This window comes from Streptomyces endocoffeicus, from assembly GCF_016741935.1.
Lineage (GTDB): Bacteria > Actinomycetota > Actinomycetes > Streptomycetales > Streptomycetaceae > Streptomyces > Streptomyces endocoffeicus.
The window spans coordinates 1-22,004 of record NZ_JAERRG010000017.1 but is presented as its reverse complement, the minus strand read 5'-3'; the positions used below and the strand labels follow the sequence as shown (position 1 = coordinate 22,004).

At 71.0% G+C, this 22,004-nt stretch carries 21 protein-coding genes; 5 read left to right on the top strand and 16 right to left on the bottom strand.

Going from position 1 to position 22,004, the window contains the following annotated elements; translation table 11 throughout:
* From phoH2 to JK364_RS33735, 3 genes are all read right to left on the bottom strand, one after another.
* Complete coding sequence (phoH2, locus tag JK364_RS33745; RefSeq protein ID WP_201855163.1) at nucleotides 1–1,338, bottom strand: RNA 5'-3' helicase PhoH2; 1,338 nt, start codon at nucleotides 1,336–1,338, stop codon at nucleotides 1–3.
* A 397-nt stretch (nucleotides 1,339–1,735) separates the two neighbouring features.
* The gene (locus tag JK364_RS33740; RefSeq protein WP_201855162.1) at nucleotides 1,736–2,497 is read right to left on the bottom strand and encodes an isoprenyl transferase; all 762 of its coding nucleotides are present in this window, start codon (nucleotides 2,495–2,497) and stop codon (nucleotides 1,736–1,738) included.
* 297 nt (nucleotides 2,498–2,794) lie between these two features.
* On the bottom strand, nucleotides 2,795–3,538 hold the full coding sequence (locus JK364_RS33735; RefSeq protein WP_201855161.1) for a prepilin peptidase: 744 nt from the start codon (nucleotides 3,536–3,538) through the stop codon (nucleotides 2,795–2,797).
* A gap of 84 nt (nucleotides 3,539–3,622) precedes the next feature.
* On the opposite strand from JK364_RS33735, the gene JK364_RS33730 reads away from it, so the two are divergent.
* Entirely contained in the window at nucleotides 3,623–4,114 is a 492-nt protein-coding gene (locus tag JK364_RS33730; protein WP_201855322.1) for a DUF192 domain-containing protein, read from the top strand.
* A 104-nt stretch (nucleotides 4,115–4,218) separates the two neighbouring features.
* On the top strand, nucleotides 4,219–4,629 hold the full coding sequence (locus JK364_RS33725) for a cold-shock protein (protein ID WP_201855160.1): 411 nt from the start codon (nucleotides 4,219–4,221) through the stop codon (nucleotides 4,627–4,629).
* A 141-nt stretch (nucleotides 4,630–4,770) separates the two neighbouring features.
* Here the strand turns inward: JK364_RS33725 and JK364_RS33720 are convergent, their stop codons facing one another.
* The 12 genes from JK364_RS33720 to JK364_RS33665 form a co-directional block, all read right to left on the bottom strand.
* Complete coding sequence (locus JK364_RS33720; protein WP_201855321.1) at nucleotides 4,771–6,033, bottom strand: SLC13 family permease; 1,263 nt, start codon at nucleotides 6,031–6,033, stop codon at nucleotides 4,771–4,773.
* 249 nt (nucleotides 6,034–6,282) lie between these two features.
* Nucleotides 6,283–6,915, bottom strand: coding sequence for an OmpA family protein (locus JK364_RS33715; protein ID WP_201855159.1), 633 nt, complete (start codon nucleotides 6,913–6,915; stop codon nucleotides 6,283–6,285).
* 8 nt (nucleotides 6,916–6,923) lie between these two features.
* Complete coding sequence (locus tag JK364_RS33710) at nucleotides 6,924–7,505, bottom strand: hypothetical protein (RefSeq protein ID WP_201855158.1); 582 nt, start codon at nucleotides 7,503–7,505, stop codon at nucleotides 6,924–6,926.
* 67 nt (nucleotides 7,506–7,572) lie between these two features.
* Nucleotides 7,573–8,286 carry a pilus assembly protein TadG-related protein gene (locus tag JK364_RS33705; protein ID WP_201855157.1) on the bottom strand — a complete coding sequence of 238 codons (714 nt, stop codon included), beginning with the start codon at nucleotides 8,284–8,286 and terminating at the stop codon, nucleotides 7,573–7,575.
* Nucleotides 8,287–8,294: 8 nt separating this feature from the next.
* Nucleotides 8,295–8,444 (bottom strand): hypothetical protein, encoded by a 150-nt coding sequence (locus JK364_RS33700; protein ID WP_162496074.1) that lies wholly within the window; start codon nucleotides 8,442–8,444, stop codon nucleotides 8,295–8,297.
* 289 nt (nucleotides 8,445–8,733) lie between these two features.
* Entirely contained in the window at nucleotides 8,734–9,621 is an 888-nt protein-coding gene (locus tag JK364_RS33695; RefSeq protein WP_201855156.1) for a DUF5936 domain-containing protein, read from the bottom strand.
* Nucleotides 9,622–9,688: 67 nt separating this feature from the next.
* The gene (locus JK364_RS33690) at nucleotides 9,689–10,627 is read right to left on the bottom strand and encodes a type II secretion system F family protein (RefSeq protein WP_201855155.1); all 939 of its coding nucleotides are present in this window, start codon (nucleotides 10,625–10,627) and stop codon (nucleotides 9,689–9,691) included.
* Nucleotides 10,628–10,635: 8 nt separating this feature from the next.
* The gene (locus JK364_RS33685; RefSeq protein WP_230992903.1) at nucleotides 10,636–12,144 is read right to left on the bottom strand and encodes a TadA family conjugal transfer-associated ATPase; all 1,509 of its coding nucleotides are present in this window, start codon (nucleotides 12,142–12,144) and stop codon (nucleotides 10,636–10,638) included.
* Nucleotides 12,141–12,788 carry a TadE/TadG family type IV pilus assembly protein gene (locus JK364_RS33680; protein ID WP_307841457.1) on the bottom strand — a complete coding sequence of 216 codons (648 nt, stop codon included), beginning with the start codon at nucleotides 12,786–12,788 and terminating at the stop codon, nucleotides 12,141–12,143. Before JK364_RS33680 ends, JK364_RS33685 begins: the two co-directional genes overlap by 4 nt.
* Nucleotide 12,789: 1 nt before the next feature.
* Nucleotides 12,790–14,535, bottom strand: coding sequence for a CpaE/TadZ family protein (locus tag JK364_RS33675; RefSeq protein WP_201855154.1), 1,746 nt, complete (start codon nucleotides 14,533–14,535; stop codon nucleotides 12,790–12,792).
* Nucleotides 14,536–14,551: 16 nt separating this feature from the next.
* A complete protein-coding gene (cpaB, locus tag JK364_RS33670) occupies nucleotides 14,552–15,256 on the bottom strand; it encodes a Flp pilus assembly protein CpaB (RefSeq protein ID WP_201855153.1) in 705 nt (234 codons plus the stop codon).
* A gap of 26 nt (nucleotides 15,257–15,282) precedes the next feature.
* On the bottom strand, nucleotides 15,283–16,188 hold the full coding sequence (locus JK364_RS33665; protein WP_201855152.1) for a hypothetical protein: 906 nt from the start codon (nucleotides 16,186–16,188) through the stop codon (nucleotides 15,283–15,285).
* A 280-nt stretch (nucleotides 16,189–16,468) separates the two neighbouring features.
* Here JK364_RS33665 and JK364_RS33660 point away from each other — a divergent pair, with 280 nt between their 5' ends.
* Both JK364_RS33660 and JK364_RS33655 read left to right on the top strand, forming a co-directional pair.
* Nucleotides 16,469–18,241: a chitinase gene (locus JK364_RS33660; protein ID WP_201855151.1), complete on the top strand. Its 1,773-nt coding sequence runs from the start codon at nucleotides 16,469–16,471 to the stop codon at nucleotides 18,239–18,241.
* Nucleotides 18,242–18,459: 218 nt separating this feature from the next.
* Nucleotides 18,460–19,470 (top strand): chitinase, encoded by a 1,011-nt coding sequence (locus JK364_RS33655; protein WP_201855150.1) that lies wholly within the window; start codon nucleotides 18,460–18,462, stop codon nucleotides 19,468–19,470.
* 84 nt (nucleotides 19,471–19,554) lie between these two features.
* Here the strand turns inward: JK364_RS33655 and JK364_RS33650 are convergent, their stop codons facing one another.
* On the bottom strand, nucleotides 19,555–20,445 hold the full coding sequence (locus tag JK364_RS33650; protein ID WP_201855149.1) for a S1 family peptidase: 891 nt from the start codon (nucleotides 20,443–20,445) through the stop codon (nucleotides 19,555–19,557).
* 126 nt (nucleotides 20,446–20,571) lie between these two features.
* Between JK364_RS33650 and JK364_RS33645 the strand changes: the two genes are divergently transcribed.
* Complete coding sequence (locus JK364_RS33645; RefSeq protein ID WP_201855148.1) at nucleotides 20,572–21,924, top strand: M14 family metallopeptidase; 1,353 nt, start codon at nucleotides 20,572–20,574, stop codon at nucleotides 21,922–21,924.
* The last annotated feature ends 80 nt before the right edge of the window (nucleotides 21,925–22,004 follow it).

Below are 22,004 nucleotides of genomic sequence, written 5' to 3'. Positions count from 1 at the left end.
TCAGATGTGGCCGTCCTCCAGCATTTCGGTCACCAGCGCCGCGATCGGCGAACGCTCGGAGCGGGTCAGGGTGACATGCGCGAACAGCGGATGCCCCTTCAGCTTCTCGACGACCGCCACCACACCGTCGTACCGCCCGACGCGGAGGTTGTCCCGCTGCGCCACATCGTGGGTGAGCACCACCCGGGAGTTGGCGCCGATCCGGGACAGAACGGTGAGCAGCACGTTCCGCTCCAGCGACTGGGCCTCGTCGACGATGACGAAGGCGTCATGGAGCGAGCGGCCGCGGATGTGCGTCAGCGGCATCACCTCCAGCATCCCGCGCCCTACGACCTCCTCGATCACCTCGGCGCTGGTCACCGCGGACAGGGTGTCGAAGACCGCCTGTGCCCAAGGGCTCATCTTCTCGGCCTCGGTGCCGGGCAGATAGCCCAACTCCTGGCCGCCCACCGCGTACAGCGGGCGGAAGATCATCACCTTGCGGTGCTGACGCCGCTCCAGCACGGCCTCGAGACCGGCGCACAGCGCCAGCGCCGACTTGCCGGTACCGGCCCGGCCGCCCATCGAGATGATGCCGACCTCCGGGTCGAGCAGCAGGTCCAGGGCGATGCGCTGCTCCGCGCTGCGCCCGTGGATGCCGAACGCCTCGCGGTCGCCGCGCACCAGCCGCACCTGGCCATCCGGGGTGACCCGGCCCAGCGCGTTACCGCGCTCGGACTGGAGCACCAGGCCCGTGTGCACGGGCAGCCCGGCCGCCTCGGGGACATACGCCGTCTCGGCGGCGAACAGGTCGTCCACCTGTTCGGCCGAGACGGCGAGCTCCGCCATCCCGGTCCAGCCCGAGTCGGTTATCGCCAGCTCCGCGCGGTACTCCTCGGCGAGCAGGCCCACCGAGGACGCCTTGATGCGCAGCGGCAGGTCCTTGGACACGACGGTGACGTCGTACCCCTCGGCCTGCAAGTTTCTGGCGACCGCGAGGATCCGCGAGTCGTTGTCCCCCACCTTGCCGCCGTGGTTCAGGAAGGCGGCGGGGAGGATGCCCGGGTCGGAGTGGTTGAGCTCGACACGCAGGGTGCCGCCCAGTTCCCCGATGGGGATCGGAGCGTCCAGACGGCCGTAGCGGACGCGGTACTCGTCCAGCAGGCGCAGCGCCTGCCGTGCGAAGTACCCGAGTTCCGGGTGGTGCCGCTTGGCCTCCAGTTCCGTGACCACCACGACCGGCAGCACGACTTCGTGCTCGTCGAAGCGGGCCATGGCATTGGGGTCGGCCAGCAGGACGCTGGTGTCGAGGACATAGGTGCGCCGGTCGTGCTCGCGGCGTTTCTTGCTGGTCACCACGGGTGGACGAACCCCCTCGGGAGAGGTTGGGGTGCGACGGCGTCGCGGGAGTGAGGTATTCCCCGCCGCAGACGGGGAACGGACCGGGCTCAGGCCCCACTGGGAGGGCCGAGCGCCGGCCCTCCGCGTCATACGCACGATCCGCACAGTCGTCCGTGTGCAAAGGGCCTCCCGGGCGAACGGCCCGATGCCGTCCGCTGGCAGTTCGACACCCAACTGGACAGGTGGGACAGGGCGTCGACCTGGAAGGGATATTCCCTCGAACGTGCGGGGGCATGCAACGGCATATGACGGCGCGGATATGAACGTTGTGAAACCAGCGTGCTACACGGCCCGGGGCCGGACGCCGGCCGGCGTCCGGCCCCGGGCCGGTGAACTGCGGTGCTACTAACGGGAACTAGTTGCCGTACCTGCGATGACGGGCGGCGTAGTCGCGCAGCGCGCGGAGGAAGTCGACCTTGCGGAAGGCGGGCCAGAAAACTTCACAGAAGTAGTACTCCGAATGGGCACTCTGCCACAGCATGAAGCCGGAGAGCCGCTGCTCACCGCTGGTGCGGATCACCAGGTCCGGATCGGGCTGCCCACGGGTGTACAGGTGTTCGGAGATAAGGTCGATGTCGACGACCTCGGCGAGCTCCTCGAAGGAGGTGCCCTTGGTGGCGTGGTCCATCAGCAGCGACCGCACCGCGTCGGCGATCTCCTGCCGTCCGCCGTAGCCGACGGCCACGTTGACCAGTATTCCGTCGATGTGCTCGGTGTCCCGCTCGGCCTCCTTGAGGACCGTCTGGGTGCGGGAGGGCAGCAGATCGCGGTTGCCGACGTGGTGCACCCGCCAGCGGCCGTCGGCGGCCAGGTCGCGGACCGCGCCCTCGATGATGCTCAGGAGCGGTACCAGCTCCTCCTCGGGGCGGTCCAGGTTGTCGGTGGAGAGCAGCCAGAGCGTGACGACCTCGACGTCCGTCTCGCTGCACCAGCCGAGCAGCTCCTGGATCTTGCTGGCGCCCGCCTTGTGGCCCTGCTCGGCGGTGCCGCCGGCCGCGCGGGCCCAGCGGCGGTTGCCGTCGAGGATGACTCCGATGTGCTTGGGCACCTGGGCGTGATCGAGGCGGCCTTCCACCCGGCGTGCGTAGAGCCCGTACACCAGGTCGCGCAACTTCACGTCTTCCAGCCCCTCAGTGCTTCACATGGCTCGCCATGGCAGTCCGCCCCAAGGCCGACACCCTACTGCGGGGCGGGGGGACTGGCTAACCGAGACGGCCGAATGACCGTATCCCGTCACGCTTCGTAGTCGACCGTGTGGGATACGTGCCGCCCTTTTTGACCCCAGAAGCCCGGAAAAGAAGCGGGCCGGTCCGTGGGGGGGAGTACGGACCGGCCCGAGGGGGGGCTTCCACCATAACGCTTCGTGAGGGGATGTCCATGCATCTCGGCAGGGCGGGCCCGCCGCGCGCCGATGTCATCCGGCGCCGAGCGCCCCCAGCACCAGTCCGGCGCCCGCCCCGAGGATCATGAACGGGCCGAAGGCCATCGCGGTCCGGCGCCCGGCCCGCCGGGTCAGCACCAGCGCCACCGCGCAGCAGGAGCCCAGCAGCAGCCCGGCGAGGGCGCCCACGAAGAGCACGTCCCAGCCGTACCAGCCGAGGGCGACCCCGAGGGTCAGCGCGAGCTTGACGTCGCCGAACCCCATCCCGCTCGGGCTGATCAGGAACAGCACCAGATACGCCCCGCCCAGCACCGCGCCGCCCAGCAGCGCCCGCGGCCAGGACCCGGCGCTGTGCGGCAGCAGCGCCGCCGCGCCGAGCAGCGCCGCCGCCCCGCCCGCCATGGGCAGGGTGAGGACGTCCGGCAGCCGGTTGACCGCCAGGTCCACGGCCGTGAGCAGCACCCCCAGCGGCACCAGCAGCAGCCATACGGCCAGCTCGGGGCGGGCGCCGACGGCCGCCGCCAGGCCCGCGCACACCAGGGCGGTGAGCACGGCGGCGAGCACCGGGCTCCCGTAGTCCCGCTCGCCGTCCCGGCAGCCGGCGCAGCGGGCGGGGCCCAGCCAGCCGCGCGCCGGGCCGGTGAGCGCGTGTCCGCGCGGACAGGCGCCGCGCCAGGGCTCCTCCGGCTCGACGGCCAGCCGGTAGAGCGGGCGCGGTACGAGCAGCCCGGCGGCCGCGCCGTACGCGGCGGCGAGCACGATCAGCAGCGGTTGCACGGGCCGAGCCTACGGAAGCGCCCGGCCGGTGGAACACTGCCGGAACGGGCGGACGGCGTGGAACGGGCGAAGGGGGCGCGGGTCATGGGCCGCTGGCGGGACGGTACGGGGACGCTGCGCGTGGTGGGCGGCGGCGACGGCGCGGACGGCGGCTCGGGCGGCCGCTCGAACGGCGCGAAGGAGGACCCGGGGGGCGTGGCGGGCGGCGCGGGGCGCGCGGAGGGCGGCGCGGGGCGCGCGGAGGGCATTCCGCTCACCATCGCCGCGTCCTACCGCGCCCGCGCCCGCGGACTGCTCGGCCGGGACGGGCTGACCGGCGCGCTCCTGCTCACCCCGGCGAGCGGGGTGCACACCTTCCGGATGCGGTTCGCCATCGACGTCGCCTATCTGGACCGGCGGCTCACCGTCCTGGACGTCCACACCCTGCGCCCCGGGCGCCTCGGACGACCCCGGCTGCGGTCCCGCCATGTGCTGGAGGCGGAGGCGGGCGCGTTGGAGCACTGGGGCGTGCGGCGGGGCGTACGCGTCGTGATCGCCCCCAGCCCTTCAGCGCCGCCGCCTCCTTCTGTACGCTGACGTCTCGGTGCCATGGTTGGGGCACCCTCGGTCGGTCATGGTCGGGACACCCTCGATCGCGGTCGAGATCATCGAGGTAGAGGTATAGGGGTAGGGGTAGCACGGTGACGACCACGGGCAAGATTCTGCGTTTCGACGAGTTCCGCGGCTACGGCTTCATCGCTCCGGACGACGGTGGCGAGGATGTCTTCATGCACGCCAATGACCTGCTGGACGAGAAGCATCTGTTCCAGCCCGGGTCCAAGGTGCGGTTCGTTCCCGAGTACGGCGACAAGGGGCCCAAGGCTTCCGAGGTGCGCGTTGTCGAGCGTGCCGCGCCGACGCCGGTCGTACGGCCCTCCGCCGGTCCGGACGGCGACGACACCATGTGCGATGTGCTGTCGGTCACCGAGTTCCGGCAGGAGCTCACGGAGGCACTGGTCGAGGTGGGCGGCAGCCTGACCGCCGACCAGATCAAGCAGGTGCGCAGGCGGGTCATCGAGATCGCCCAGGCGCACAACTGGATCGAATCCTGACGTCAGGCCCTGCCGGGCCCTGACAGCGGGATGAGGGGCCGCCGCCGCGACGAACCGTCGCGGCGGCGGCCCCTCGGCCTTCGGTGAACCCCGGCTTCCGGTGACACTCGGCTTCCGGTGACCCTCGGCTTTCGGTGAGCCTCAGCTTCCGGTGAGCCTCAGCATCGCCCACATCGCCGCCGTCGCGGCCACCACGGTCGCCGGTGCGGTCAGCAGCCCCAGGCGGGTGAACACCCCCAGGTCGGAGCCGGTCTCCGGGTCGTGGCGGTGGACGATGCGCCGCCACAGCAGGGTGGCCAGGGAGCCGACATAGGTGAGGTTGGGCCCCAGGTTGACGCCGATCAGCACGGCGAGCACGGGCCCGGGGCCGCCCCCGGAGGCGATCGGCAGCAGCGCCAGCACGGCGGGCAGGTTGTTGATCAGGTTGGCCAGCACCGCCGCGACCGCCGCGATCCCGAGCAGCGCGGGCAGGCCCGCCCCGGTGGGCAGCACCTGGTCCAGCGCCCCCTGGAGGCCGCCTGCCAGCACGGCCTGGACCACCACCCCGAGCGCCAGCACGAACAGGCAGAACAGCGGCCCGATCGCGCCCACCGCCTCCCTTACGGTCGCCCGGCGGCGCCGCAGCGCCCTTACGGTGAGCACGAGGGCGCCCGCCCAGGCCGCCCACTGGGGGTCCAGGCCCGCCAGCGAGGTCCCGACGAACCCGGCGAGGGTCAGCAGCAGCACGGTCACCGCGAACACCGGCACCCGGGGCCAGTCGGCGGGCGGGGGCTCGCTGGTCCCGGCGGCCAGATCGTCGGCGAAGAAGCGGCGGAAGACCAGGTACTCGATGCCGATGGTCACCAGCCAGGCGGGCCCCATCAGCACGGCGAACCGGGTGAAGGAGACCCCGCCGGCCTCCAGGGCGAGCAGATTGGTGAGGTTGGAGACCGGGAGGAGCAGGGACGCCGAGTTCGACAGATGGGCGCAGGCGTACACATGCGGCCGGGACCGCGCCCCGAGCCGGGCCGCCGTGGCGAACACCACGGGAGTGAGCAGCACCACGGTGGCGTCCAGGCTCAGCACGGCGGTGACGGCGGCCGCGACGGCGAACACCCCGCCCAGGAGCCGGTCCGTACGCCCCGCGCAGGCCCGCGCCACGGCCTGCCCCGCCGCCTCGAAGAGCCCCTCGTCCGCGCACATCCGGGCCAGCAGCAGTACGGCGGCCAGAAAGCCCACGACCGGCAGCAGCTCCCGGGCCTCCGCCCAGGCCCGGGAGGGCGAGACCGCCCCGATGGCCACCACGATCCCGGCGGCGGGCACGGCCGCGACCGCTTCCGGCAGCCCCCGGGGCCGTACCACCGCGAAAGCGAGTACGCCGAGGAGCAGGACGACAGCGAGGGTCTCGGCGACGGCGGTACTCAGAACGAACTCCGGCGAAGGGTGCGATCAACACACCCATGATGCGGCATCGTGCGCCGCGGCCACGCTCAGCCTGTTCGGGTGGATGGCCGACGGGTCGTGACGCCTGCGGCGGGCTGTTCCCCTACCCGCCCCTTCCCGGACCATGGGGCTCCGCCCCATGGACCCCGGACGGGCTGAAATCAGCCCCTCCGGCGATTGAGGAGCGGGGTCCGGGGCGGAGCCCCGGTTGTGGGAAGGGGTCAGCCGGGGTCAGCCGGTCCTGGGGAAGCTGACCTCGACCCGGCGGTTGCGCTTGCGGCCCTCCTCGGTCGCGTTGTCCGCGATCGGGTACTGCTCGCCGTAGCCCCGGATCTCGTATTTGACGGAAGGGTCCAGGTCCTCGGCGAGCGCCTGCTGGACCGCGTTGGCCCGCTGCTTGGACAGCACGATGCCGTGACCCGCGGAGCCCAGGTCGTCGGTGAAGCCGAAGACGCGGACGCTCTCGGCGTTCTGCCGCTCGGCCTCGGAGGCGATCTCCTTGATCCGGGCCCGTGCGTCACCGCCCAGCTTCGAGCTGTCCTTGCCGAAGAGCACCTCGGCCTGGAGGGCGAACTTCACCTTGGCGTTGGTGTCCTCCCGCCGCTCGTCGCCGTCGTCCGTCTCGACCACGGACTTGATGTCCAGGACCCGGCCGGGCGCCAGCTTGGCGCCCTCGGGCATCTTCAGATCGGAGTCCTTGGCGTCGATCTTCACCGGCGGGGTGGTGTCGGCGGGCGCGCCGGGGCCGCTGTCCGCGTGGGCGGGCGGCGCCGGGGCGGTGAGGGTGACCAGGAGCGCGGTGGAGGCCAGCGCGGCCAGCACGGGGCCGCGGCGCGCGGGGCGGGCCGTCGTCTGCGGTGTCATGGCGCGGCTCACCCGGAGAGGGTGATGCTGACGGACGGCATGGTCGGGATCTGGAAGTCGATTTCTTTGACGCTCTTCGGCGGGGCCGGGAACTGCGCGAACAGCGGACGGCTCTCATTGGGTTTGATCCCGGAGAGCCCCGTGGTGCACAGGCACTGGCCGTCGGTGTCCCGGAGGACGAGATAGCGCTTCTTGCCCTTCTCGTCGATCAGGGACGCGCCGGACACGGACGACAGGGACTTCACCTCGGTCTCCTTCGAGCGCCAGTCGATCGCGTTGAAGAGCCGGCTGCCGTGGTTGGTGACGGTGGCGTTCACCGTGACGAACCCGCCGTCGTCGCGCTCCGCGGAGTGCAGGGTGACGACGATCCCGCCGGGGCCCTTCATCTCGCCGATGGTCTTGGAGGAGTCCGCCGCGGGCTGCTGCTCGTCGCCGTCGTCCTTGGCCGCGGTCGACGTCCGGTCCGCGGCGTCGTCGGGCTTCTTGTCGCCGTCGCCGTTGCCGCACCCGGCCACGGCGAGGGCCAGGGCCGCGGCGAGCGCCGTCGCCGCGGCCCCCCTCCGGGCCTTCGTCGTGTGCCGAATGCTCATCGCTCGCTGTCCTTTGCTCTTCTGCTCTTCTGCTCTTCTGCTGCTCGTTCGCTCGTCAGTCGGCCGTTCAGTCGGCCAGGTGCACGGAGAAGAGGTCCTTGGCGTCGGGGAAGAGATCGAGATGCGTCGGGTCGATGGTCAGGTCGATTCCGTCGCAGAGGAGGTCGATGGGCGGCTTGTCGTCCTTGCCGTCGTCCTTACCGCCGTCGCCGCCCTTGCCGTCGTCCTTACCGTCGTCGTCCTTGCCGCCACCGCCGCCGTCGCCCTTGTCTCCGTCGTCGGGCCGCTCGGTCGGCGGGGCGGGCGGCTCGGCCGTACAGCGCGGGGTGACGACCGCCTTGGCCGTCGCCTCCCCGTACTTGCTCTCCGTGCCGGGAATGACGGTCTTGCCCACGGGCTTGTGCGTCTTCACGGTGACGGTGAAGGACGTCGGCAGGAAGTCGGGCCCGCTGCAGTCGGTCACATCCGCCCCGTTCTGGTCGGCGAACCACTGCGCCTGATCGCAGGCGTTGGTGCCGCCCAGTCCCCGTCCGTCCAGCAGGTCATCCCATGCGCTGCCGTTCGCGATCGCCTCCAGGAACCCCTTGCGCAGCTGGTCGCGGTAGTCCTGGGCGGCCGCGAGGGCCGCCGCGTCGGCGGCGGTCTGTCCGCCGTTGCGGGTGGCTCCGGCCTGGCCGACGGCGAAGAGGGCGAGCGCCAGGAAGAGCAGGCCCGCCACCGCCGTGATGTAGATCGGAAACGCCTGGCCCGCGTCGCTCCTGAGATCTCGGCGCGCTGTCACGGGACCGGTCAGATGCCGACGACCTGTGAGATCTTGTCGGAGATGGCGTTTGCGATCATGCTGCCGAAGTCCGTGGTCGACAGGACCAGCACGATGGCCACCACCACGGCGATGATGCCCAGATATTCGATCGAGGTCTGTCCCCGATCGTTCCGCATGACGCGCTTCCCCATTGTGTTCCCCTCCATGGGCTGCCGTCCCTCTGTGGTCCGGCGACTCAACCCCCGTGGTGTCGCTCGCGACACGAGCAAAGTACGCCGAAACAGTCGTCTCGGAACAGTGCCCCAGGAAGCATTGCCTTCCCCGTTCACCACGTTCGAACCGTGGACGTGACGACCAACCCCGATCGCGCATCCGTCTCACCCCCTCCCGCACCGAGGAGTTCTCCGTCGACGACTGTCCCACATTCAATTGCAACCGCGAAGGAGCTTCACCTAAAAGAGACCGTCAGTCCCCGGTCACCGAGCCGAAGTCGGTGCCCGAGCCGATGAAGAACCCCGCGACGAGCAACACCATGGTTCCGGGCACCATGAAGGTCGTGATGACCATGGTCGCCTTCGGCACCGCGCGGGCCGCGCGCCGCCGGGCGTTCTGTGCGTCCGTACGGCGCATGTCGTTCGCAATGGCGATCAACGTTTCGACAATCGGAGCGCCCAGCTCCTCGCCCTGCTGAAGGGCGGTGACGAACTGCGCGACCTGTTCTGAGTCATTACGTTTACGTAGTTCCTCGAACGCCTGACGGCGGCTGACACCCATGTCCATTTGCCGAAGTGTGATGCGAAGTTCATCCGCCCAGGGGCCCTCATACTTCTCGGCGACCCGGTCCAGGGCCTGACGGAAGCTCAATCCGGCACTCACCACGACGGCCAGAACATCCAGAAAGTCCGGCAACGTCCGCTCGATCGCGTCCTTGCGCTCGCGTACCGCCGCCCAGATGCCCACCTCGATCCAGAACAGCCCGAACGCCACCAGCAGCAGCGCCAGCAGGACTTGGCCCCTGCCCAGCATCACCAGCGCCCCGACGAAGCCGAGCGCCCCGTAGACCGCCCGCCGGGCCGCGTAGCGATCCACCGTCAGACCGCCCGGGTTGCCCGCCAGATCGATCCGGCGGCGGACCCGGGCCACCCGCTTCTCGCCCATCAGCCGCAGCACCAGGGGGGCGTAGCGGATGCCCAGCCGATCGACTGCCGAGCCGACCACGGTCGTCCGGCTGGAGCCGACCTCCAGGGCCACCGCCAGATCGCCGGGCAGCTTGGCCTCGCTGCGGTACAGCGTGATGCCGTAGGCGATGCCCGCCACCGCGAGACCGGCCGCCAGCGCCAGCAGCAGTGCCATCTCCCTCAAGTCCCCTCTGCCTGTTTACCTGGATTCGGATTCGCTCGTACGTCGGTCCCGGACGGTCCTAGACATCGATCTTGGACATGCGGCGGATGAGGAAGAAGCCGATCCCGTACAGACAGAAGGCCACGACCACCGCCGCCTGCCCCCAGAAGGACGAGGTCATCCGGTCCAGCGAACCGGCCGAGATCCGGTTCATCAGCAGCAGCGTCCCGACCCCCAGCAGCGGTACGACATAGGCGGTGACGGTCACCTGCGAGAGCTGGGTGCGCACCTCCCGCCGGGTCTCCTTGCGCTCCTCCAGCGTCTGGGTGAGGTTGCGCAGCGAGCTGACCACGGTCCCGCCCGCGCGGTTGGACAGCACCAGCGTGGTGACCAGCACCACCAGCTCCCGGGACGGCAGCCGCTCGGCCAGCTCCTCCAGCGCGTCGTCGATCGAGTGGCCGACGGCCAGCTTGGCCGCGACCTTGGCCAGCTCCTCGCCCGCCGGTGCCTCCATCTCGTCCGCCGCCATGCCGAGCGCGGTGCGCAGCGCCAGTCCGGCCTGGGTGGCGTTGGCCAGGATCCGCGACAGCTCGGGCAGTTGGTTGATGAAGCGCTCTATCCGCTTCTGGCGCTGCCAGCTGAGGAACGCGAAGGACCCCCAGACGGCGATCACCGCCGCTATCGGGCCGAAGAACGCCGCGAGGAAGGAGGCCGCGATCACCCACAGCCCGGCCGCCGCCCCCGCCGTGTAGACGAAGAACTCCCCCGGGGTGATCTCCAGGCCCGTGGCCGCCAGCCGCAGCTCCAGCTTCCGGCCTAGGGAGGTGGTGCGCAGCCGCCGGTCGACACCCGAGAAGCGGCGCGCACGGGCGGTGCCCGGCAGCGGGCCGGTCTCCGACAGCCGGTCGATCAGCGCGCGCTGCTGCTCCTTGCCGCGTACATAGGTGTGCACGCCCACGACGCCCAGCGCGCCGCACACCAGCGTCGCGCCGAGGGCGGCCGTCGCGAGATGGTCCATGGGCCCTGCTACCTCCGGTCCCTGGGGTCGAACGGGGGTCGGTCCTGCGGGGGTCGGCCGAACGGGGGCCGGTCCTGCGGGGGTCGGTCGTACGGCGGCCGGTCGTGCGGCGGCCGGTCGTGCGGCGGCCGGTCGTGCGGCGGCCGGTCGTGCGGCGGCCGGTCGTGCGGGTCGTATCCGGCCGCGCGGGTGGCCAGCTGCGCCGGGAAGGCGGCCACGCCGAAGGCGGGCGGCACCGACTCGCTGGCCATGCGCAGCCGCTCGGCGACCCGCTCCGGCAGCGGGAAGTAGCCGAACCGCCCGCGCACCACCCGGTCCGCGCCCATCGGCTGGGCGTCGAAGCGGCAGACGGTGGCGATGCGGTACGACTCGTGGCCATGGCTGTCGAGCAGCGCGATCTCGCTGATCCGCCGTGAGCCGTCGGCGTGCCGGACGAGCTGGACGATGCAGTCCACGGCGCTGTTGATCTGGTCCCGCAGCGCCTCGTAGGGGATCGCCACATCCGACATGGAGGCGAGCGTCTGGAGCCGCATCAGCGCGTCCTCGGCGCTGTTGGCGTGGACGGTGGCCAGCGAGCCGTCATGGCCGGTGGACATGGCCTGGAGCATGTCGAGGGTCTCCCCGCCGCGCACCTCGCCGACGATGATGCGGTCGGGGCGCATCCGGAGGGAGTTGCGGACCAGGTCGCGGATGGTGATCCGGCCCTTGCCCTCGACGTTGGGCGGCCGGGACTCCAGCCGGATCACATGGCTCTGCTGGAGCTGGAGTTCGGCGGCGTCCTCGACGGTGATGATGCGCTCCCCGTCCGGGATCAGCCCGGAGAGGGCGTTGAGCAGCGTGGTCTTACCGGATCCGGTGGGGCCGGAGACCACGACGTTGAACTTGGCCCGCACCAGCGCCGCGAGCAGCATCAGCATCTGCTCGTCCAGCGTGCCCATGCCGATCAGCTCATGGAGGGTGTAGGCGCGGGGGAAGCGGCGGATGGTGAGCGTGGCGCCGGTGAGGGCGAGCGGCGGGATGATCACGTTGACGCGCTCACCGGAGGGGAGCCGGGCGTCGACCATCGGATTCGACTCGTCCACCCGGCGGTTGACCGTGGAGACGATGCGCTCGATGGTCTGCATCAGCTGCTCTTCGGAGGCGAAGCGGACGGGGACCAGCTCGACCCGGCCGGCCCGCTCCACGAAGATCTGGTCCGGGCCGTTGACCATGATCTCGGTGATGGAGGTGTCCTCGAGGAGCGGTTCGAGCACCCCGAGGCCGAGCGCCTCGTCCACCACCCGGCGGATCAGCTGGGAGCGCTCGCTGGTGGACAGCACCGGGCCCTCGCGGCTGATGATGTGGCCGAGCACGCGCTCCAGGCGGGAGCGGCGCTCGGCGGTGGAGAGCGAGGACATCTCGGCGAGGTCGATCTCCTCCAGCAGCTTGGCGCGGTAGGCGGAGACGAGGTGCCCGTCCTGGCGCCCGCCGCCCTCGCCGGGCCCCTCGGGCGCGGTGATACGGGCCCGCAGGCTCATCGTTCGCCTCCCATCGCGGCCGATGCCAGGCCGCCCGTACCGCCGTCTCCGTCCCCGCCGTCTCCGTCGTCGCAGGGCATGGTGGCGCTCTTCTCGGCGCTGCCGAAGTCGAAGCCGGGGATGACGGAGGGGATCTCCACGGTCGCGGTGGCCTGCGCCTCCCCGCCCCCGCAGCCCCCACTGCCGATGCTCGCCCCGTCGGCCAGCCACCCGCTGATCGCCGCCTTACCGGCGGCCTGCGGGCTGGTCCGCGGCTCGTCCAGCGACGCCGTCCGCGCCGCCGCCCGCGCCGCGGTCCCGGCCTGCTGCGCGGCGTACGCGGCGATGCCGAGCTGTACGGCGGCGAGCGCGACGAGGATGAGGATCGGCAGAAACCCCAGGAACTCGATGGACGCCGACCCGGCGTCGCCGCGCCCCCGACGCGACGCGCCGGGGCGCCGCCCCAGCCGGCCCGAGCCCACCGCCGGGTGGCCGTGCCGGCGCAGGGCGGCCGCCGTGGCGGGCCCGCCGCCCGGCGCCGCGGGATCCGGCGCCGCGGGATCCGGCGCCGCGGGATCCGGGGCCGCCCCGGGACGGTCACGGTGGCGGGGCGCCGTCTCGGGGCCGCCGGAGGCGGTTGGCAGTGGTGCGCGGTGACGGGTCATCTCATCCCCCTCCGCCCGCCAGGTCGGTCTCGTCCGCCGCGCCGGCCGTGCCCGTGACCGTCCAGGGGAAGTCGGCGGCGCCCGGGAAGAGGATCGGGACGTGGAGCTTGACCGTGGCCTTGTAGACCGTGCCGTCGCCGCCGCCGCAGGCGATGTCGGCGGTCCAGGAGCCGGGGATGTCCTTCGCGGCCGCGTCCTGGCAGGCGCCCGCGCCCTTGGCGGCGCCCGCGCGGGCGCCCTTGTCGGCGGAGTTGCCCGCCAGCGAGTAGGTGTAGCCCACCAGCACCAGCTGCCAGACGACCGCGAGCACGATCAGGGCCAGCGGCAGGACGCCGAGGAACTCGACCGTCACCTGGCCGCGGTCGCCGCCGCCCCGCTTGCGCAGGAAGCCCCTGGTGGACGGCGGGGCGATCTCGTTCAGCGCGTCGGTGCCGTCGCCCACGCTGCCCTGCGCCGGGTCGCCGCCCGCCTCTATGGCGTGGCGCCGCCGCAGCCCCGGCAGCGCGCGCTCGCCGCCGCCCCCGGCCGCGTGGCCGCCCCGGTGGTTGCCGCGGCGGCCGCCGCCCGGGGGCGCCGCCTCCACCAGGCCCAGCTCACCGGCCAGCCCCCACAGCGCCTGTTTGACGGCGGACTTGGCATCCAGGTCGTGCATCCGGCCCGAGTCGACGGCGGGCTGGAGCTCCTTGAACCCGGCCGGGATCGCCGTGCGCGCCACCGTCGTGCCGGTGGCCCGCTGGACCAGCTGCGGCTGGATCTCCGCGCTGCGGGTATGCCGGTTGACCACGGTCACGGTCTCCTCCGCCTTGCGGATCTGGAGCCGGTCCCACAGCCGGACCATGCGCTTGGCGGCGCGCACCGCGACCACGTCCGGGGTGGTCACCAGCAGCGCGATGTCCGCGAGCTCCACGGCGGCGGCGCCCGCGGAGGTCATCTGCGTACCGCAGTCGACGATCACGATCTCGAACCGCGACCGCAGCGCGCCGATGACCTGGCGTGCGGTGCGGTCGGTGACCTCCTCGCCGCGCTCGCCCTCGCCCGGCGCGAGCAGCAGCCCGAGCCCGGTCTGGTGGGTGAACACCGCGTCCTGGAGCACCCGCGGCGAGATGTCGTTGATCTGCGCCAGATCGGCGATCGAGCGCCGGAACTGGACATCGAGGTACGAGGCGATGTCCCCGGACTGGAGGTCCATGTCGACCAGCGCGACCTTACGGCCCGCGGCCCGCGCGGCGAGCGCGAGCTGTACGGCGGTCACGGTGGTGCCGACCCCGCCCTTGGCGCCCGCGACCGCGACCAGTTTGCCGCCGGGCCCGGTGGCGAGCGGATCGCCGCCGCCCCCGAGATGGCGCCGCACGCCCGTGGCCCACTGGGCGGCGCCCTGGACCCGGGCCGCCAGTTCCTCGTACGCCAGTGGTATCCCGGCGATGCCGCGGGCCCCGGCGTCCATGGCGGCCGAGTACAGCGCGGGCCCCGCGTCGGCGGTGACCAGCACCACGCCCACCGCCGGGAAGCGCAGCGCGATCTCGCGGATCAGCTCCAGCGCCGGGGCCGGGCCGATGCGCTCATGGACGAGGACGACCTCCGGCAGCTCCTCCAGGGAGGCGGCGGCCAGCGAGGCGAGGGTGTCGAGCAGCAGGGTCGAGTCGCCCACCGGCGCCGACGGTTCGGCACCGGGCAGCTGGCCGAGCAGCCCACTGAGGGAGTGGGCGGCGTCGGGGTCGCCGACGGCCGGCAGAATTCTGATCGTCACCGCGGCACCTCCTCACTCATTTGTCGCCGTCGAGGGTGTAGGTGCGGTCGTCGGGGTCTATGGAGCGGCCCCCGCCGGGCGCGACCAGCGCGAGCCGCACATGGGAGGCGAACGACTCGGCGTACGCGACGCGCTGGGCGTTCCTGGTGTCGAGCGCGAAGGTGATCGGCACGGCCTCGTTGATCCGCCGCTTGTCGTCCTGGTCGGGCTCCAGGGCGGTGATCTTGCCGAGGTCGAGCACCTCGGCGCCCGCGACGATCAGCTTGGAGACCGGCTTCTCGCCCTGGGTGTTGCCCTCGAAGGTGGCGTAGATGTTGACCCGCGCCCCCGGGGTGATCTTGCCCGCGACACCGGTCGCCGCGTCGACCATGATCGCGATCTCCTGCTGTCCGGGCTTCAGGGCGGGCCGGTTCGCGATCATGTCGCGCTGGAGCAGCGACCCCTTGGTCAGCTGGGCCACCGCGATCTTCCCGCGTAGCTCGTCGAGATCGGTGACCGCGGTGGAGGGCACATAGCGCTTGGGCATCGAGACCTTCTCGAACTCCCCCGCCTCCAGCGCCTTGTACGGCTTGACGTCCGAGGTGAGCTTGTAGGCCGTGGTCTCGGGGCCGACCTTCGACTCCACGTCGTTGACGACGGAGAGGACTCCGGCGAAGGCGCCGACGGCGCACAGGACCGACAGGAGCAGCAGGATGACTCCGCGGCGCTGGCGTGAATTCATGGGTCGCACAACCTCGTTCGGGGACGTTACCGGCTGGTCAGGGCGGGACGTTGGGACGTGAGCAGTGCGGGGATCTCATCGCCGCGGGCCACCGGGCAGGAGCAGAAGGCGCAGCGGTCGCCGATGAGTTCGAAACCGCACCAGTGGCATTCCTCTCTCCGTACGGAGGCCACGAGCTGGTAGAGGACCGAGAGGTCGGGGATGGCGGCGGCGAACTCGATCAGCTTCGGGGTGCCCCACCAGCGCGCCGACTCGGCGGGCAGCGGCACCTCTTCCACGCCCCGTACGCCCCAGGCGGGGGCGAGGGCGCCGGTGACCCAGTCGTCGTGGCCCGCGCCGCCGCCCCCGTAGCCATGGCTGCCGAGCTGGCCCCGGGCGATCGTCATGGAGGTGGCGTACCCGGGGGCGGGCAGCTCGGTGGCGCCACCGACCTTGACCAGGTGCGGGGTGGGGTGGGCGAGCACCCCGAAGTGGGCGCCGGGCACCCAGGACTTGACGTGCGAGGTGAGGCTGACCGGGACCCGGTCCAGCTTGGCGACGCTGCCCAGCAGGGCGCCCGCGTGAATGTAGTGGGAGAGCAGCCGGGCGGCGCACGCCAGGACGCCGGGGCTGAAGTCGGATATGGACAGCTGGCGCAGCTGACGGGCCAGTACGGCCACGGCCAGCGGCGGCAGTTCGAGCGGCAGCAGCGCCATCCGGTCGCTCTCCAGCACGGAGCGCACGGTGTGGAGCCGGCGGACCACGGCCGCGGGGGTCGCGGCGGGGTAGAGCACGACGAGGTAGCCCTGCTGGTCGAGGAGGGTCCCGACCTCGGCGAGCGCGTCGTCGAGTGACTGTGCGTCCGGTGGCCGGAGCACTACGGCCGACGGGGTCTGCCCGTCAGGCGGCGGAAGCACCAGCTCACGGCCGGTGACTGCTATCGCGGTGGGCACGTCGGCTACCCCGTCTCACATCGGCGCCGAGCGGCGGCGGCCGCAGGTCGTTACTGCCCCTGTCTCTTACTGCCCCTGTCCTGGTGCGTCGTCACTTTATCCACGAAAACGGCGTGAGAGAACAGTTCCTCTGGGTTACGCCACCCGGGTCCGATGCGGAGTCCGCGCATCCTCTTGACAAGGTTATTGGTCTGGACCACTTTACGTTCATACGGTGGCCACCGTCCGCAATCTCCTCCTTCACGCCGGCTTCCCAACGGATTCCCCCACGGAGGCAGTCATGGACCGTGCCCCACACCCCCGCCCCACCCGACTCAGACGCAACCTCGCCCGGCTGACCAGCGCATTCGCCACCATCGCCCTGGGCGCCACCGGTCTGGTCGCCCTCGGCGGCACCGCCGCGGGCGCCACCTCAAGCACAACCGAGGCCACCGCCTCAAGCACAACCGAGGCCACCGCCTCAAGCGCCGCGGCCGCCAACCTCGCCCAGAACCCCGGCTTCGAGTCCGGCCTCAGCGGCTGGACCTGCTCGGCCGGGAGCGGCACCACGGTCGCGAGCCCCGTCCACAGCGGCTCGGCGGCCCTCAAGGCCACCCCGGCGGGCTCGGACAACGCCCGCTGCGCCCAGACCGTGGCCGTCAAGCCCAACTCCTCGTACACCCTCACCAGCTGGGTCCAGGGCAGCTATGTGTACCTCGGCGCGAGCGGCACCGGCACCACCGACGTCTCGACCTGGACGCCCTCCGCGACCGGCTGGCAGCAGCTCAGCACCGGCTTCACCACCGGCGCCAGCACCACCTCGGTGACCATCTACACCCATGGCTGGTACGGCCAGCCCGCCTACTACGCCGACGACATCAGCCTGTCCGGCCCCGGCGGCGACCCCGGGGACCCGGTGCCGGGCGCGCCGAGCGGCCTCAAGGCCGGCGCCGTCACCTCGTCCTCCATCGATCTGTCCTGGTCCCCGGTCACCGGCGCGACCGGCTACAACGTCTACCGCGACGGCTCCAAGGTGCAGTCGGTCGGCGGGACTTCGGCGACCGTGACCGGACTGGCGCCGTCCACCTCGTACCAGTTCCAGGTCACCGCCACCAACGCGGCGGGCGAGTCGCCCAGGTCGGCCGCCGTGACGGGCACCACCTCGGCCGGAGGCGGCGGGGGCGGCGGCACCGTGCCCAAGCACGCGGTCACCGGCTACTGGCAGAACTTCAACAACGGCGCGGCCGTGCAGAAGCTGCGCGAGGTCCAGGACCAGTACGACATCATCGCGGTGGCCTTCGCGGACGCCACGGGCACCCCCGGAGCCGTGGACTTCACCCTCGACCCCGCCGTCGGCTACGGCAGCGAGCAGCAGTTCAAGGACGACATCAAGGCCAAGCAGGCGGCCGGGAAGTCCGTCGTGATCTCCATCGGCGGCCAGAACGGCACAGTCTCGATCAACGACTCGGCCTCCGCGAACAACTTCGCCAACTCCGTCTACGCCCTGATGCGCGAGTACGGCTTCAACGGCGTCGACATCGACCTGGAGAACGGCCTCAACGCCACCTATATGACCCAGGCGCTGCGCTCCCTGTCGGCGAAGGCCGGATCCGGCCTGGTGATCACCATGGCCCCGCAGACCATCGACATGCAGTCCACGTCCAACGCCTACTTCCAGACGGCGCTGAACATCAAGGACATCCTGACGGTGGTCAATATGCAGTACTACAACAGCGGCTCAATGCTGGGCTGCGACGGCAAGGTCTACTCACAGGGCTCGGTCGACTTCCTGACCGCCCTCGCCTGCATCCAGCTGGAGGGCGGTCTTTCCCCGTCCCAGGTCGGCCTGGGCCTGCCCGCCTCGACGCGGGGCGCGGGCAGCGGCTATGTCTCCCCGACGGTCGTGAACAACGCCCTGGACTGCCTGGCCCGCGGCACGAACTGCGGCTCCTTCAAACCGTCCCGGACCTACCCCGGTCTGCGCGGCGCGATGACCTGGTCCACCAACTGGGACGCGACGGCGGGCAACGCGTGGTCGAACGCGGTGGGCCCCAAGGTGCACGGGCTGCCGTAGCGTGACGCGGCCCCTCCCCGGGGGGATGGGCCAAGGGGGCCGAGGCGCAAGCGCTCGGCCCCCTCATCCGCATTTTTCACCCTCATGCGCGGGGAAGATGTCGCGCGGGGTTGACAACGGCATTGGTCTGGACCACCTTATACGCACGCCACAGGGGCCCCTGAACGCACACTCGCAACACCACCCCCACACCTCTCCCCCCACCTACGGAGGCTGTCGTGGTACGCGCACAGTTCACCAAGCGGCTGCTCGGAGCCGCCGCAGTCGTCGCCCTCGCCGCAGGAGGGCTCATATCCGCCGGCTCGGCCAACGCGTCCGAGGACCACCCGGACGCGGGGCAGCGCGCCGCCGCCGTCCCCGAGCACGCCGTCACCGGCTACTGGCAGAACTTCGACAACGGCGCGACGAAGCAGAAGCTCTCGGACGTCCCGGACGACTACGACATCATCGCGGTGGCCTTCGCCGACGCCACCGGTTCCCCCGGAGCCGTCGACTTCAAGCTCGACCCCGGCACCGGCTACAGCGACGAGCAGCAGTTCAAGGACGACATCAAGGCCAAGCAGGCGGCCGGGAAGTCCGTGATCGTCTCCGTCGGCGGCGAGAAGGGCTCCATCTCGGTCAGCGACGACGCCTCGGCGGACGCCTTCGCCTCCTCCATCACCGGCCTGATGGACAAGTACGGCTTCAACGGCGTCGACATCGACCTCGAGAACGGCGTCAACTCCACGTACATGACCAAGGCCCTCAAGGCCATCCACGACAAGAAGAGCGATGTCGTGGTCACCATGGCGCCGCAGACCATCGACATGCAGTCGGCGTCCACCGAGTACTTCAAGACCGCCCTGGCGATCAAGGACTTCCTGACGGTCGTCAACATGCAGTACTACAACAGCGGCTCGATGCAGGGCTGTGACGGCAAGGTCTACTCGCAGGGCTCGGTCGACTTCCTCACCGCCCTCGCCTGCATCCAGCTGGAGAACGGTCTCGACCCGTCCCAGGTGGGCATCGGCGTGCCCGCCTCCACCAGCGGCGCCGGCTCCGGCTATGTCGAGCCGGGCGTCGTCAACGACGCCCTGGACTGCCTCGCCAAGGGCTCCGGCTGCGGCTCCTTCAAGCCGTCCAAGACCTACCCCGGCATCCGTGGCGCGATGACCTGGTCCACCAACTGGGACGCGGCCAGCGGGAACGCCTGGTCGAAGGCGGTCGGCCCGCACGTCCACGGGCTGTAGACCCTCAGGACACGAACGACAGTTCGACGTACGCCGGTGCGCCCCGCTCACACCATGCGGGGCGCACCGGCGCACAGGTGTTCGCTAGGGCTTGGGCAGCACACACCCCGCCAGGTTCAGGTCGATCTTGTTACCGGTGGTCACGCACTTGGTGATGGGGTAGGTCTCCTGGGCGTAGTTGATGCCCTGGCGCACCGTCACCGTGCCGTTCTCGTCCACCTCGCACGGGTTGTTGAGGGTGCAGCGGCCGCCGTCCTCGTTGCCCGTGTTGTTGACGGCCACGACCTTGCCGGACGCCGGGTCGACGACGGGAGAGCCGGACGTTCCGCCGATCGTGTTACAGGCGGAGGTGTAGCGGACCGAGTCCTTCCAGGTCCAGTCCCCCTCCTTAAGGCGATATGCAAATCCGTCGATATTGCAGGAGTAGATCTTCTTCCAGTAGCCGGAGACCACATTGATGGCGGAGCCCTGGGTCGGGCGGCTGTCCGAAAGCGTCAGCGCCTTGATGCCGTACGACGACTGGATCTGGGCGTACGTGGACGTCAGCTGGTACAGCGAGATGTCGGTGTCGGTCATCGTCGCGTACGCGACCTTGCTCGCCCGGACGGTGCCGGCACTGCCACCCGAGGCGGTCAGCAGGGTGAAGCTCCGGGTCGACGGCTTGTTGACGATCACCTCTCCCGCGCCGGGGAAGCCGCTCTCCAGGCAGTGGCCGTTGGAGAGCACGAGCGCGGGGTCGGTGTCGGCCGAGCCCGGCGTACGGACGACGGAGCCGGAGCAGTTGCTGAGCGCCACCGTGCCCGCGAAGTTGACCGCCTTCGGCGCCTTGGCGGAGACCTTGGCCGAAACCTTGGCGGGGGCCTCGGCAGGAGCCTTGGCGGGGGATGCCGCCGCCGCGGGCGCCGCGCCCGCGCCGACGAGGGTCGCGCCGCCCAGTAACAGGGCCGAGAGCGCACCGACGAGAGATCTGTTCATGCGGGGGGTTCCTTCCCTCGATGAGAGATTCCTTCGGCTTCGACCATTTCCCACCCTTGCGCATGTCATGCGCATGGCCGAACACTGGCGCAGCAGTCGCTCGCCCTTCACCCCCCAGGAGATGTCATGCGACGTCGCATCCGCGGTAGACGGGCCACCGCCCTCTCCGCCTTGCTCACTCTCGCACTCGCCGCCCCCATGGCAGCTCAGGCCGACGATCCCGCTCCACGGCCCGGCACCGACCGCACCGCATCGTCCACTGCCCAGGGCGCCGACGAGAGCGTACGGCAGTACAAGGTCTCCGGCCCCGCCACCAAGGCCGACCGCTCCGCGGTCGCCGCCACCGGGGTGTCCATCGACGAGGTGGACGCCCGCTCCCTGGTCGTCACCGCCGACCCGGCGCAGGCCAAGCGGCTGCGCGCGCTCGGCTACCGGCTCACCGAGCTCCCGGGCCCGCCCGACCGTGCCGAGGGCAGATCGGCCAAGCCGTTCGACTTCCCGTCGGCCGATGCGAAGTACCACAACTACGCCGAAGCGAACGCCGAGATCAACGCGGCGGTGGCCAAGTATCCGTCGATCCTCAGCAAGCGCGTCATCGGAAAGTCGTACGAGGGTCGCGACATCGTCGCCCTCAAGATCAGCGACAACGTGGCCACGGACGAGAACGAGCCCGAGGTCCTCTTCACCGCCCATCAGCACGCCCGTGAGCACCTTACGGTGGAGATGGCGCTCTATCTGGTGCGGCAGTTCACCGAGGGCTACGGCAGCGACTCCCGGATCACGAGCGCGGTCAACGGCCGGGAGATCTGGATCGTGCCGGATGTGAACCCGGACGGCGGCGAGTACGACATCGCCACCGGCTCCTACCGCAGCTGGCGCAAGAACCGCCAGCCCAACTCCGGCTCCTCGTCCGTGGGCACCGACCTCAACCGCAACTGGGACTTCAAGTGGGGCTGCTGCGGCGGCTCCTCCGGCTCCCCGGGGTCCGAGACCTACCGCGGGCCCAAAGCCGCCTCCGCCCCCGAGGTGAAGGTCGTCGCCGACTTCGCCCGCAGCCGGGTCGTGGGCGGCAAGCAGCAGATCAAGGCCGCGATCGACTTCCACACCTACAGCGAACTCGTGCTGTGGCCGTTCGGCTGGACGTACGACGAGACCACCACCGGCATGACGCGGGACGACTACGACGCCTTCGCCGCGGTCGGCAAGAAGATGGCCGCGAGCAACGGCTACACCCCCGAGCAGTCGAGCGAGCTGTACATCACGGACGGCGCGATCGACGACTATCTGTGGGGCACCCAGAAGGTCTTCGCCTACACCTTCGAGATGTACCCGACCTCCAGCGGCGCCGGCGGCTTCTACCCGCCCGACGAGGTCATCGACCGCGAGACCAGCCGCAACCGCGACGCGGTGCTCCAACTCGTGGAGAACGCGGACTGCATGTACCGCTCGATCGGCAAGGAGGCACAGTACTGCACCTGAGCCTGGGCCGCACGGCCCGACGCGAGCGCCGTCCCGGCGGGGAGACCCGGGACGGCGCCCCGCGAGGCGTCGGCTGTTGG

Excerpts from the sequence above, each read along its gene's own strand:
- JK364_RS33730 (WP_201855322.1), top strand. The coding sequence starts at position 3,623 with ATGGGCCGCTGGCGGGACGGTACGGGGACGCTGCGCGTGGTGGGCGGC.
- JK364_RS33690 (WP_201855155.1), bottom strand. The coding sequence starts at position 10,627 with ATGGACCATCTCGCGACGGCCGCCCTCGGCGCGACGCTGGTGTGCGGC.
- JK364_RS33650 (WP_201855149.1), bottom strand. The coding sequence starts at position 20,445 with ATGAACAGATCTCTCGTCGGTGCGCTCTCGGCCCTGTTACTGGGCGGC.
- JK364_RS33660 (WP_201855151.1), top strand. The coding sequence starts at position 16,469 with ATGGACCGTGCCCCACACCCCCGCCCCACCCGACTCAGACGCAACCTC.
- JK364_RS33680 (WP_307841457.1), bottom strand. The coding sequence starts at position 12,788 with ATGACCCGTCACCGCGCACCACTGCCAACCGCCTCCGGCGGCCCCGAG.
- JK364_RS33715 (WP_201855159.1), bottom strand. The coding sequence starts at position 6,915 with ATGACACCGCAGACGACGGCCCGCCCCGCGCGCCGCGGCCCCGTGCTG.
- JK364_RS33700 (WP_162496074.1), bottom strand. The coding sequence starts at position 8,444 with ATGCGGAACGATCGGGGACAGACCTCGATCGAATATCTGGGCATCATC.
- JK364_RS33645 (WP_201855148.1), top strand. The coding sequence starts at position 20,572 with ATGCGACGTCGCATCCGCGGTAGACGGGCCACCGCCCTCTCCGCCTTG.
- JK364_RS33695 (WP_201855156.1), bottom strand. The coding sequence starts at position 9,621 with ATGGCACTGCTGCTGGCGCTGGCGGCCGGTCTCGCGGTGGCGGGCATC.
- JK364_RS33710 (WP_201855158.1), bottom strand. The coding sequence starts at position 7,505 with ATGAGCATTCGGCACACGACGAAGGCCCGGAGGGGGGCCGCGGCGACG.
- cpaB (WP_201855153.1), bottom strand. The coding sequence starts at position 15,256 with ATGAATTCACGCCAGCGCCGCGGAGTCATCCTGCTGCTCCTGTCGGTC.
- JK364_RS33685 (WP_230992903.1), bottom strand. The coding sequence starts at position 12,144 with ATGAGCCTGCGGGCCCGTATCACCGCGCCCGAGGGGCCCGGCGAGGGC.